9 protein-coding genes are annotated in these 12,120 nt (G+C 62.3%); 5 read left to right on the top strand and 4 right to left on the bottom strand.

Annotation, left to right across the window (positions count from 1 at the left end; genetic code table 11):
* Positions 1 to 15: 15 nt before the first annotated feature.
* Entirely contained in the window at positions 16 to 1,242 is a 1,227-nt protein-coding gene (locus A9D60_RS20510; RefSeq protein ID WP_065269312.1) for an N-acetylmuramoyl-L-alanine amidase, read from the top strand.
* A gap of 166 nt (positions 1,243 to 1,408) precedes the next feature.
* The gene (locus A9D60_RS20505) at positions 1,409 to 3,910 is read left to right on the top strand and encodes a penicillin-binding protein 1A (protein WP_065269311.1); all 2,502 of its coding nucleotides are present in this window, start codon (positions 1,409 to 1,411) and stop codon (positions 3,908 to 3,910) included.
* Here A9D60_RS20505 and A9D60_RS20500 read toward each other — a convergent pair.
* On the bottom strand, positions 3,904 to 5,901 hold the full coding sequence (locus A9D60_RS20500; RefSeq protein WP_065269310.1) for a Hint domain-containing protein: 1,998 nt from the start codon (positions 5,899 to 5,901) through the stop codon (positions 3,904 to 3,906). The genes A9D60_RS20505 and A9D60_RS20500 overlap by 7 nt on opposite strands.
* A gap of 225 nt (positions 5,902 to 6,126) precedes the next feature.
* On the opposite strand from A9D60_RS20500, the gene prfB reads away from it, so the two are divergent.
* Both prfB and A9D60_RS20490 read left to right on the top strand, forming a co-directional pair.
* On the top strand, positions 6,127 to 7,254 hold the full coding sequence (prfB, locus tag A9D60_RS20495; protein ID WP_065269309.1) for a peptide chain release factor 2: 1,128 nt from the start codon (positions 6,127 to 6,129) through the stop codon (positions 7,252 to 7,254).
* Positions 7,255 to 7,504: 250 nt separating this feature from the next.
* Entirely contained in the window at positions 7,505 to 8,275 is a 771-nt protein-coding gene (locus tag A9D60_RS20490) for a DUF2189 domain-containing protein (RefSeq protein WP_065269308.1), read from the top strand.
* A gap of 2 nt (positions 8,276 to 8,277) precedes the next feature.
* Here the strand turns inward: A9D60_RS20490 and A9D60_RS20485 are convergent, their stop codons facing one another.
* Positions 8,278 to 9,075, bottom strand: a complete 798-nt coding sequence (locus A9D60_RS20485; protein ID WP_083194284.1) for a helix-turn-helix domain-containing protein — start codon at positions 9,073 to 9,075, stop codon at positions 8,278 to 8,280.
* 235 nt (positions 9,076 to 9,310) lie between these two features.
* Here A9D60_RS20485 and A9D60_RS20480 point away from each other — a divergent pair, with 235 nt between their 5' ends.
* Positions 9,311 to 9,661 (top strand): hypothetical protein, encoded by a 351-nt coding sequence (locus A9D60_RS20480; RefSeq protein WP_065269307.1) that lies wholly within the window; start codon positions 9,311 to 9,313, stop codon positions 9,659 to 9,661.
* Between the two features lie 29 nt (positions 9,662 to 9,690).
* Here the strand turns inward: A9D60_RS20480 and ilvN are convergent, their stop codons facing one another.
* On the bottom strand, positions 9,691 to 10,251 hold the full coding sequence (gene ilvN, locus A9D60_RS20475; protein WP_065269306.1) for an acetolactate synthase small subunit: 561 nt from the start codon (positions 10,249 to 10,251) through the stop codon (positions 9,691 to 9,693).
* An 87-nt stretch (positions 10,252 to 10,338) separates the two neighbouring features.
* Complete coding sequence (locus A9D60_RS20470) at positions 10,339 to 12,090, bottom strand: acetolactate synthase 3 large subunit (protein ID WP_065269305.1); 1,752 nt, start codon at positions 12,088 to 12,090, stop codon at positions 10,339 to 10,341.
* Positions 12,091 to 12,120: the final 30 nt, after the last annotated feature.

The raw sequence follows: 12,120 nt of genomic DNA, 5'->3' as shown, positions 1-12,120 counted from the left end.
AGGCATGAGGCAGATATGGGCAGACTGATCACACTCACCGCATTGATCTGGGCCTTGGCGGCAAGCGCCTGGGCGCAGTCCGGCAGCAGCTTCAGCGGCCTGGCGCGCATTGACGCCGGCGCCAGCCATGTGCGGGACGCCGGGCAGGGGGCTGAGATCACCCTGGGCCTCAGCCAGGGGGTGCCGTACCGGCTGTTCACCCTGACGGAGCCGCCGCGTTTGGTTTTGGATTTCCAGGAGGTCGACTGGACCGGGCTGACGGCAGAGAAGCTGCTGAAGGGGGAAAAGGTCACCGCGGCGCAATTCGGCACTTATGTTCCCGGCTGGTCGCGGCTGGTGCTGCAGCTGGCGGAACCGATGAATGTGGCCTCTGCCGCTTTGTCGGTTGATCAGGTGACAGCGGCCGCAACACTGACAGTTGCGCTGGAACAGGCCGCAGCGGAGGAGTTTGCCGCCAGCGCCGGGGCGCCGCAGGACCCGCGCTGGGACCTGCCCGCACCGGAGACCATGGAGGCCAACGCGGAGCGGGATGAGAACGCGCCGCTGCTGGTGATGCTGGATCCGGGCCACGGCGGCATTGATCCGGGTGCCGAGACGGAGGTGGTCGTCGAAAAGCACCTGATGCTGCAATTCGCCCGCGAACTGGGAGAGGCGCTGGTGCGGTCCGGCCAGTTCACCGTGCAGATGACCCGCGATGACGATTACTTTGTCTCGCTGGAGCGGCGCATCGCAATGGCGCATCAGGCCGGGGCGGATGTGTTCATCTCGCTGCATGCGGACACAATCTCCGAAGGCCGCGCGCATGGGTCTACGGTTTATACCCTGTCCAAGGAAGCCTCTGATGCAGCCTCGGCCAAGCTGGCGGAACGGCATCTGCGCGGTGACCTGCTCTCTGGCACCGACCTCAGTCAGGCTGACGACGGCGTGACGGCTGTGATGCTGGACCTGGCCCGTCAGGAAACCCAGCCGCGCAGTGACGCGCTGGCGGCGGCGCTGATAGACGGGCTGCGGGCGCAGGGGCGGCCGATCAACAACAGGCCGCTGCGCTCTGCCGGGTTTTCGGTGCTGAAATCCGCTGATATCCCATCTGTTCTGGTGGAGCTTGGGTTTCTGTCCAGCAAGCGCGATATCAAGAATCTGGTGGACGCAGAGTGGCGGGCCAAAGCGGCACGCGGCATTCTCAACGGGCTGATCGCCTGGCGCGCGCAGGATGATGCCCGCCGGGCGCTGGTGCGGCAGTAGGCGTATTTGCGCCTGAATCGGCGGGTCACCTGCAAATCGGGGCTGGATGGGGTGAAATCTGCTAGGATTTTCCCACCTTCCCCGGCGCATCTCCTCCGTTTCCCGTTTTGACGCGGGCGCTTGCCGTCCCTATATAGGCGGCACCCCGCGTGAAAGGCCAACATCCGTGCTCAGGTTCATATTCTCTTTCTTCGGTTCCATCTTCAGCACCATCACCCTTGGCGTGGCGATGGTGGCGCTGACCATCGGGGCGGTGTTCTGGATCTACGGGCGCGACTTGCCGAGCCATGAATCGCTGGCCCAGTACCAGCCGCCGACGATCAGCCGGATTTATTCGGGCGAGGGGCACCTGATTGATGAATTCGCCAAGGAACGGCGCCTGTTCACCCCGTCGCATGAGATCCCGGACCTGGTGAAACAGGCCTTTATCTCGGCGGAAGACAAGAACTTCTACAGCCATTCCGGCTATGACGCCCGCGGCATCGCCGCGGCGGCGATCGAAGCGGTGCGCTCGCGCGGGCAGAACGTGCGCGGCGCGTCCACCATCACTCAGCAGGTGATGAAGAACTTCCTGTTGTCCGGCGACCGCCGGGCCGAGCGCAAGATCAAGGAGATCATCCTCGCCACCCGGCTGGAGGAAACGCTCGACAAGGAACGCATTCTGGAGCTGTACCTGAACGAGATTTTTCTCGGCCAGAACTCCTATGGCGTGACGGCAGCGGCGCAGACCTATTTCAACAAGACCCTAGGTGAGCTGGAACCGCATGAGGCGGCGACGCTGGCCTCGATGCCCAAGGCGCCGTCCGATTACCATCCGGTGCGCCAGAAGGAGCGCCTGCTGGCGCGGCGCAACTACGTGCTGCGGGAGATGCGCGAGAACGGTTATATCTCCAAGGACTTGTATGAGGTCGAGGTGGCACAGCCGCTTCGGTCTGTCCAAAACGGCGATTTCGAGGGTTTCCGCACCACGCTGCCGCCGCGCGATTACTTCACCGATGAAATCCGCCGCCAACTGACCGAGGACTTCGGCGAGGGCGAGTTCTTCACCGGCGGCTTTACGGTGCGCGCGACCATCGACCATGACATGCAGGCCGAGGCAGCGCTGGCGATGCGCGGCGGCCTGGAGAAATACGACCGCTCCCGCGGGATCTGGCGCGGCACCGGCATCAAGCTGGAAGAGGAACAGCTGAAGGACGAGGCCACCTGGCGTGCGGCGCTGGCAAACACCGAGGTGTCCCGCGATGTCGTGCTCGGCGGGCGCTGGTATCCGGCGGTGGTGCTGGAAGTTGGCGGCGAGCGCCTGACCGTCGGTGTTGAGCACAGTGAAGGCACCGGGTCGGTGCCGCGTTCCGACATCAAGTGGATGAAGGGCAGTTTTGCCGACAACTTTGCCCGCGGCGACGTGGTGCTGGTGCGGGCCGAGAAGAAGGATGACGCCTTCAGCCACTGGTCGCTGCGGCAGGTGCCTGAGGTCCAGGGCGGCTTTGTTGCGATGGACGTGAACTCCGGCCGGGTTCTGGCGATGCAGGGCGGCTTCTCCTACCAGCATTCGGTGTTCAACCGCGCGACCCAGGCGATGCGGCAGCCCGGCTCCAGCTTCAAACCGTTTGTCTATGCGGCAGCGCTGGACAGCGGGTACAGCCCCGCGACCATCGTCGTCGACGCCCCGATCGAAATCAACACGCCGCAGGGCCTGTGGCGGCCCAAGAACTCCACCAACAAGTTCTACGGGCCGACGCCGCTGCGCACCGGCATCGAGATGAGCCGGAACCTGATGACTATCCGTCTGGCACAGGAGGTCGGGATGCCGGTTGTGGCGGGCTACGCCGAACGGTTCGGCGTCTATGATAATATGGGCCCATTCCTGGCCAACTCGCTGGGCGCAGAGGAAACCACGCTCTACAAGATGGTGGCCGCCTACGCGATGTTCGCCAACGGCGGCGAGCGGGTGCAGCCGACGCTGGTAGACCGGGTGCAGGACCGGTTCGGCAAGACCATCTACCGCCATGATGACCGCAACTGTGTGGACTGCTCCGATCCCACGCTGGCGCCCGGTCAGGCGCCGCGTATTGTCACCGACCGCGAGCAGGTGATGGATCCGATCACCGCCTACCAGCTGACCTCGATGCTGAAGGGCGTGGTTGACCGCGGCACTGCGTCGAGCGTGATCAACCTGCCGGTGCCCACCGCGGGGAAGACCGGCACCACCAACGATTCCCGCGATGTCTGGTTTGTCGGCTTCACCTCCAACATCGTGGCCGGCTGCTACATGGGCTTTGACCAGCCCCGCCCGATGGGCCGCGGCGCCTATGGCGGCACCATGTGCGGTCCGGTGTTCCAGCAGTTCATGAAGAAGGCGACCGAGAAATTCGGCGGCGGCCCATTCGAGGTGCCGGAAGGCGGCCATTTCATCAAGATCGACCGCTACACCGGCGCACGCCTGCCTGATGGCGCTTCTGGCGCCTATGTGGTGGCGGAATACTTCCGCGACGGGGCGGAGCCGATCTTCGGCCTGACCTATGATGGCGGTTTTGCGATGGGGTCGAACCTGCCGCTGATCGAGGAAGTTCAGCAGTCCGGCCGTCAGGTCACCACCTCCAGCGGCGGCACGGCCGTTCTGGGGCCCAAGGCGACCTTCGGCACAGTCAGTTCCGGCGGGCTTTACTGATCCTGCGGCGCGCGCGGCAGCAGCAGCGCGGCCTCATGGCGCGAGGCGCAGAGGCGGGCGGTTCGTCCGCCTTCGCCGCTGTGCCAGCGCAGATCCGGCATGATGCGGAACAGTTCCTCGCGCACCGGTTCCTCCAGCGCTGAGACAGCCTGAATGCCCGGGTGGAAGCTCTCGGAGGCGGCGCCTTCGGCATAGATGATCTCATGCTGGCCGAACAGCACATGCACATAGGTCACCGTGCCGCCCGGCTCCCGCCGGATAGAGCGGTCGTTCAGCATATGCACGGCAGAGACCAGAACCTCGCTTGCACCGAACAGCAGGCTGGCCTGTGAACCGGAGAACAGCATCCGGTGCTGCGGCGAGACCAAGAGGTCGCGCTCCGCCCCGAACTGGCCGGCCTTTATGCGGACCGGCGCGAGGTTGCCCTGGGCCGGGACCGTTGACTGGCTGATCCAGCGCACCGGCTGCATGCCGTTGTCGCGGGTCATCACCAGATCGCCCAGGCGCAGTGTTTCGATGCGGCGCAGGCCCGCAGGCGTGGCGACACGTGTGCCTGCAGTAAAGCAGATGATGTTTTCGATGCCGGAGAAATAGACCGTGCTTCCGTCCAGCAATTTGGCGCTGCCGGTCTTGCTGCCGCCGGTGTCATCGGTGATGACCAGCGTGCCCTTGTCCAGCTGGCCGTTGAAATCCAGCGTGTCGCCCGAGGTTTCACCGTCATCCCCGCCGGTGATGGTGACATCGTTGCTGCCGCTGTCGCCCGTGTCTTCGATTGTAAAGTAATCGTCGCCAGCGCCACCGCTGGCGGAGTCTCCTTCTCCTGCAACAATACTGTCGTCGCCCGCACCGCCGTCCAGCGTATCAGCCCCGCTGCCCCCCACCAGGGTATCGTCGCCGCCTTGGCCATAAATCACGTCATCGCCGTCGCCGCCGTCGATACTGTCATCCCCATCCGCAGGGTCTTCCGGCGGAACGGTGAAGGTGACATCTGTGACCATATAGTCAGAGCCGTCGGTGCCATCGGTCTGCAGGTTGGCGGACAGCACCAGCTGGTCGAAATCACCGTAGCCGTTGATGTCGATGGTGCCGGTGCCTGAGCCTGGCGTGGTCTCCGTGAAGTCGCCCTCAGCGACAAGGGCGCCGTCCTTGTAAATCGCCCAATGGCCCTCTTCGCCGTAGGTGTCAGTATAAAGGTGTTTGAAGGAAAAGCTGACGTCGTCTGTATCCTGATCGAAGTCGACGATAATTTCTTCGGATATTCCCGAAGCCTTGTCGTAGCCGATTTGCGCGTCCACCGAGCTGTCTGAATCGGAGATCGCACCGGCGACACCAAAGCCGCCGTCGTAATAGTCGATGTTGGCGGCGTTTGCGGTGCCGGACAGGTCCCTGGCGGTGACGGTGAAGCCGCTGCTGGTGTCGGTGACGTTTGAATTGCCGATGCTTTGGTCGGATTCTGTCAGACCTGCTTCGCTGCTGCTGTCGCCATAGATCGTGTCGCCGCCGCTGCCGCCTGCCAGGCTGTCGCCGCCGGAGCCGCCGAACACCATGTCGTTGTCAGCGCCTGCATCCACGGTATCGTCGCCCGCACCGGCCTCCACCGTGTCCTGGTTGCCGGAGGCACCGCCGCCGTTGCCATTGTCGATCTGGTCGCCGTCCGCATCGGAATAGCTGCTATCGATGGTGTCGGAGCCGCTGGTGCCCTCAACCTCGCCATCGGTGTCGGAATAGGCAGGCGGGCTGTCTGCGCTGGCGGAACTGACCGAGTCGACCGGACCGTAGTCCGGAACGAAATAGACGTTGCCGTTGGTCGCCAGATAGTAGACGCCTGGTTCCACCTCGTTGGAATAGGGCGTGCCGCCGTGCGTCCCGCTCCAGCTCCAATTGCCGGCCCCCAGGTTCTGGTCGGTGGTAAAGGAGGAATAGGTGGACGTGATGGTATCGCCGTGATCGAGCGACCCGTCTCCAAGCTGGACAAGATATCCGCTGGGCATAATCCTAGTTCCCCAAGTACTCGGCAGCGCAGGCTGACCGCGCGTTTCAGCTTTCAGGGTTTGGCAGGCCGCGTTAATTCCACGTATTTTCCGGATCGGATAACGCGCGGCATTTAAGATGCATTTTCTGTGTCTCCTGGCGCCCGCCGGGACATGCTGGCCGCTTGCCCGCGGCGCAAGGGTGGTTTATCACGCAGGCCTGATCTCAGATTGCAAGGACCTCCCATGCGCGCGGAAACCCAGAATATCGTCGCAGACATCGAGAAATCGCTGGAGCTGCTGGCCCAGCGGTTGAACTGGGAAACTGCCGAGTACCGGCTGGAGGAGTTCAACGCGCGGGTCGAAGACCCGAACCTGTGGGACGATCCGGAGGCGGCACAGAAGCTGATGCGCGAGCGTCAGGCGCTGGTGGACTCCATTGATACCTACAAGGGCATCAAACAGGATCTGTCGGACAACATCGAGCTGATCGAACTGGGCGAGATGGAAGACGATGCCGAGGTGATCAAGGATGCCGAGGCGGCGCTGGCGGCTCTCAAGGACAAGGCGGCCGAAAAGGAGCTGGAAGCGCTCCTGGACGGCGAGGCGGATGCCAACGACACCTTCCTGGAAATCAACGCAGGCGCCGGCGGCACCGAGAGCTGCGACTGGGCGTCTATGCTGGCGCGGATGTATGTGCGCTGGGCAGAGAAAAAGGGCTACAAGGTCGAACTGCAGTCCGAAAGCGCAGGTGACGAGGCGGGTATTAAATCCGCCGCCTACAAGATTTCCGGCCACAACGCTTATGGCTGGCTGAAATCGGAAAGCGGCGTGCACCGGCTGGTGCGGATTTCGCCCTACGACTCGGCGGCCAAGCGGCACACGTCGTTCAGCTCCGTCTGGGTCTATCCGGTGGTGGACGACAATATCGAGATCGAGGTGAACCCTTCTGATATCCGCGTTGACACCTACCGCTCCTCGGGCGCGGGCGGCCAGCACGTGAACACCACTGACTCGGCGGTGCGGATCACCCACATCCCGACCGGCATTGTGGTGACTTCGTCCGAGAAGTCCCAGCACCAGAACCGCGACATCGCCATGAAGGCGCTGAAATCGCGCCTCTACCAGCAGGAACTGGACCGCCGCAACGCAGCCATCAACGAGGCGCATGAGGCCAAGGGCGATGCCGGCTGGGGCAACCAGATCCGCTCCTATGTTCTGCAGCCCTATCAGATGGTGAAGGATCTGCGCACCCAGCATGAGACGTCTGATACCAAAGGCGTGCTGGATGGGGACCTGGACGGCTTCATGGCCGCCACCCTGGCGCTGAACGTGTCCGGCAAGAGCCGCGCCGACGCGCAGGCCGAGGATTGATCCATTTGATGCCCGCTTTGGGCATCTTGCGGACCTAGGAGGGGCGGCCTGAGCGGGCTGCCCCTTTTGTTTCGGGCTGGCACTGCCAAGGGCGGGACGGCAGCTAAATCATGCATCTGCAAAGCATTTTATTCCGAAGGTTTCCCGGCTAGGCTCAAATGCAGCATTTTTGATGCTTCATTTTGAAAAGGACGCAGGCCATCCGTTACAGGACAGAAAACCGGGCCTGCCTGAGGGGAGGAGTAGCGTCATGACACCTGAAAAGCCCTTTGGTGTGCCGCCGCTGCAGCCGGTTACGACGCAGATGCTGTTCGAGGCACTGCGCCGGGGCTGGGCGGATTATCGCAGGAAGCCGCTATACGGGCTGTTCTTTGCTGCCGTCTATGTGCTGGCAGGATGGGTGATGGCCTGGATCACCGTGCGCACAGGCACCACCTACTGGCTGGTGCTGGCGGCCATCGGCTTCCCGCTGATCGGCCCCTTTGCTGCCGTGGGCCTTTATGAGGTGTCGCACCGGCTGGAACAGGGCAGGGGGATCGCAGTCGGCCGAATCCTGGGCGTGGTGCTGCAGCAAAGCCGCCGCCAACTGCCGTCGATCTGCGCCATCATCGTGGTGGTGTTCCTGTTCTGGTTCTTTCTCGGCCACATGATCTTTGCCCTGTTCCTGGGGAATGCGACGATGACCAATATCTCCACCTCGGCAGAGGTGTTCCTGACGGCCAACGGGCTGACCATGCTGGCAGTCGGCACCGTGGTGGGGGCACTGTTTGCCCTGCTTCTTTACATGATCACCGTCATTGCGCTGCCACTGCTCCTGGACCGCGAGGTGGATTTCGTCACCGCCATGATCACCAGTTTCCAGTATGTGCAGCAGAACTTCGCAGTGATGATGGTCTGGGCAGGATTGATTGCGGTTCTGACCTTTGCAGCGCTGCTGCCATGGTTCCTGGGACTGTTCCTGGTGCTGCCGCTGTTGGGCCACGCCACCTGGCACATCTACAGGCTGGCTGACGCTGGTTAGCGTCAGCGGAAGGGCTGGGTGGTGTTCAGCAGGCGGCGGTGGAAGGGCAGCAGAGCATCCTCGTCAGCAAATCCCGCGCTGCGCGCGGCGGCCAGAACCTGGGACGTGTCGCGGCCCAGGTGTTCATAGACCATTCGCGTCACCCTCTCCCCGGTACCGCTCTCCCGGACAGTGCGGGCAACATATCCGGACCAGAAGTTGTTCTGCAGGGATGCCACCCGCGCCAGGTAGTTGAACGAGTATGTCATTGCCTTGCGCCGGGCAATGACAAAGGCGACGCCGTCCTCGTGGCCGCTGACGTAGCCGCGGAACTCACGCACCCCGGTGCTGGCCGGCAAACCCTGGCTCAGCATCGCCTCCTTTGCCTCGAACCCCTTGATATAGGTGACGCCCCCTGTGCGGAACACGTAGACGAGGCCGATCACGAATTTCTCTTCATTGATGAAACTGCGGCGCGTGAAACGGTAAAACCCCGAAGGGAAAAACTCCTCGGTCAGCTGCTGAACGCCATGGCCAAGGAAATCCGCCAGAAACGCGCCGTTTACGACCTGACCCGCCTTTGAAAGCGTATCCACCGGATCCAGCAGGATACGGGCGTCCACGTCGAAGAAACGGCAAATGCGGTCGAGAATATCCGGGCGCGGAAAACTCTCGCCAGACAGGTACCGGTTGAATTGCGTGCGGTTGATTCCGAGCTGGCGCGACAGCTCTGAAATCGACCGGTATTGCCGCGCCAATTGACGCAAGTTCGCGCCAAACATGTTCCTCAGGTCAGCTGGAGAGCGGTTCTGGCTGTTCATTCGGGGTCCTGATGGTTCGGCATTTACGTAGAATTTTCCCTTTTTACCGGTGGGTTATGCCAGTTTCAGGCATCAGCACATCAGTCTGTGCACCCAAATCGCGTCAGGGGTGTCTCTAGTTCACGTCAGGAGGCTAGCCGAACTGACACAAAATGCAACAGCGGGACTCGTTTTTTGTCATGTTGGCGTCAGCTCAATTGCTTCAGAATTGGAGGGCGGCAATACGAGGACTGGTATGATTGGAGTCATTTTATGGAGTGACGCCCCCCTGACCAAAGCCGTGATCTGGTGCGATGACCAGGGGGACCTTGCTTTTTATACAAACAAGGCTGGAACAGAGTGCGCTGAACTCAATCCGGGGGACTGGATTGAATTTGATGTAACCCTGAGTGGCAATATCAGAGTTGCTGAAAATCTCGCTATTGTGCTGGAGCAGGGCAGCCCTGATCTGGCAGACCGGTTGAGTGCAACGGCAGAGTGCAAGGCGGCTGACGCCGGCAGCCAGGAGCAGAAAGTCGTTCCCTTCCCGCTGCAGGCAGCAGCAAAGCGGCGCGTTTCCGCACCGCTTCGCAACATTCAAGGATAACGCCGGCCCTTCAAGGGCCGGTGCCAGGATCAGTTCCCGCGCAGCAGGGCGGCAACGCCGGTGCGGGCAATTTCGCTCAGCCCCAGCGGGCGCATCAGATCGGCAAAGGCATCGATCTTTTCCGGTGCGCCGGTGATTTCAAACACAAAACTGTTCAGGGTGCTGTCGACCACATTGGCACGGAAGATATCCGCCAGCCGCAGCGCTTCGACGCGCTTGTCGCCTTCGCCGGCCACTTTGAGGATGGCCAGCTCACGCTCCACCGCTGCGCCTTCGACCGTCAGGTCATGCACGTCACGGACCGAGACGATCCGGCCCAGCTGCGCTTTGATCTGCTCGATCACCTGCGGCGTGCCGGTGGTGACGATGGTGATACGCGACAGGTGGCCTGTATGGTCCACCTCGGCCACGGTGAGGCTTTCGATATTGTAGCCGCGGCCCGAAAACAGGCCGATCACCCGGGCTAGAACGCCGGGTTCGTTTTCCACCAGCACCGCAATGGTGTGGCGCTCCTGCACGTCCGAGAACGTCGGGCGCAGGTTGTAGGCGGAATGGCGGTTGGAGCCTTTTTTGATATGCAGGGCAGACATTCGTGGTCTTCCTCTCGTATGTCGCTGCCAGGAAAATTCGAATTTTCCTGGCAAATTTCTTCGAAGAAATTTGCGGCGCCGCCGCGGTTACACCAGCACTGCGCCGCCGGCCTGGATGACGCCCTGCGTCTCGGCCTCGCCCAAGAGCATCTCGTTATGCGCCTTGCCCGACGGGATCATCGGGAAGCAGTTCTCGTGCTTCTCGACCAGGCAGTCGAAAATCACCGGCCCGTCGTAGTCGATCATTTCCATGATCGCATCATCCAGATCGGCAGGATCGCTGACGCAGATGCCCTTGCAGCCGAAGGCCTCGGCGAGCTTCACGAAATCAGGCAGCGCCTCGGACCAGCTGTGGCTGTAACGCTCGCCATGCAGCAGCTCCTGCCACTGGCGCACCATGCCCAGGCGCTCGTTGTTGAGGATGAACTGCTTCACCGGCAGGCGGAACTGCACCGCGGTACCCATTTCCTGCATGTTCATCAGCCAGGATGCCTCGCCCGCGACGTTGATCACCAGCGCGTCCGGATGCGCCATTTGCGCGCCGATCGAAGCCGGGAAACCATAGCCCATGGTGCCAAGCCCGCCGGATGTCATCCAGCGGTTCGGATCCTCAAATCCCAGGTACTGCGCCGCCCACATTTGGTGCTGCCCGACCTCGGTGGTGACGTAACGGTCACGGCCCTTGGTCAGCTCCTCCAGGCGCTGCAGCGCGTACTGCGGCTTGATGGTCTTTTCCGAGTTCTTGAAGGACAGGCAGTTCACCGCGCGCCATTCGTTGATCTGCTTGTGCCATTTATCCAGCGCCTCACGGTTCACCTTGCGGCCGCGCGATTTCCAGACCTTCAGCAGGTCCTCCAGAACATGGGCCACATCGCCGACGATCGGAATGTCGACCCGGATCACTTTGTTGATCGAGGAGGGGTCGATGTCGATATGGGCCTTTTTCGATTTCGGGCTGAAGGCGTCGATGCGGCCGGTGATCCGGTCATCGAAGCGGGCGCCGATGTTGATCATCAGGTCGCAGCCGTGCATCGCCATGTTGGCCTCATAAAGCCCGTGCATGCCCAGCATCCCCAGCCAGTTCTTGCCGGAGGCCGGATAGGCGCCAAGCCCCATCAGGGTCGAGGTGACCGGAATGCCGGTGGCATCAACCAGTTCGCGCAGCAGCTGGCTGGCCGCGGTGCCGGAGTTGATGACGCCGCCGCCGGTATAGAACACCGGGCGCTTGGCCTTCTCGATGGCCTCGACCAGCTCGGTGATCTCTTCCATGTCGCCTTTGACCTGCGGCTGGTAATGCGAAGCCGAGGGCTTCGGCCCCTGGTACTTGCCATTGGCAAACTGCACGTCCTTGGGGATGTCCACCAGAACCGGGCCAGGACGGCCGGATTTGGCGACATGGAAGGCCTCATGCAGGGTGCTTGCCAGCGCATCGGTGTCTTTGACCAGCCAGTTGTGCTTGGTGCAGGGGCGGGTGATGCCGACGGTATCGGCCTCCTGGAAAGCGTCGGAGCCGATCATGAAGGTCGGCACCTGGCCGGTCAGAACCACAATCGGGATCGAATCCAAGAGCGCATCAGTCAGGCCGGTGACCGCATTGGTGGCACCGGGGCCGGAGGTCACCAGGACAACACCGGGCTTGCCGGTGGAGCGGGCATAGCCTTCGGCGGCGTGGACCGCGCCTTGCTCATGGCGGACCAGCACGTGACGAATGTCATTCTGCAGAAAGATCTCGTCATAGATCGGCAGCACGGCGCCGCCTGGGTATCCGAAGACTACGTCCACACCCTGGTCCTTCAGGGCTTGGACAACCATCTTTGCGCCGGTCATTTCACGTGTCATCTGCTTTTTGCTCCAATTGGCGGCATCGTC

The sequence above is a fragment of the Leisingera sp. JC1 genome, from assembly GCF_001679925.1.
GTDB lineage: Bacteria > Pseudomonadota > Alphaproteobacteria > Rhodobacterales > Rhodobacteraceae > Leisingera.
The sequence above is the reverse complement of the archived record's forward strand: the minus strand, read 5'-3'. Positions and strand labels throughout refer to the sequence as shown.

What these genes read in the sequence shown, in the direction of transcription:
- A9D60_RS20490 (WP_065269308.1), top strand. Translation starts at nt 7,505, where the DNA reads ATGACACCTGAAAAGCCCTTTGGTGTGCCGCCGCTGCAGCCGGTTACG.
- A9D60_RS20480 (WP_065269307.1), top strand. Translation starts at nt 9,311, where the DNA reads ATGATTGGAGTCATTTTATGGAGTGACGCCCCCCTGACCAAAGCCGTG.
- A9D60_RS20500 (WP_065269310.1), bottom strand. Translation starts at nt 5,901, where the DNA reads ATGCCCAGCGGATATCTTGTCCAGCTTGGAGACGGGTCGCTCGATCAC.
- prfB (WP_065269309.1), top strand. Translation starts at nt 6,127, where the DNA reads ATGCGCGCGGAAACCCAGAATATCGTCGCAGACATCGAGAAATCGCTG.
- ilvN (WP_065269306.1), bottom strand. Translation starts at nt 10,251, where the DNA reads ATGTCTGCCCTGCATATCAAAAAAGGCTCCAACCGCCATTCCGCCTAC.
- A9D60_RS20485 (WP_083194284.1), bottom strand. Translation starts at nt 9,075, where the DNA reads ATGAACAGCCAGAACCGCTCTCCAGCTGACCTGAGGAACATGTTTGGC.
- A9D60_RS20510 (WP_065269312.1), top strand. Translation starts at nt 16, where the DNA reads ATGGGCAGACTGATCACACTCACCGCATTGATCTGGGCCTTGGCGGCA.
- A9D60_RS20470 (WP_065269305.1), bottom strand. Translation starts at nt 12,090, where the DNA reads ATGACACGTGAAATGACCGGCGCAAAGATGGTTGTCCAAGCCCTGAAG.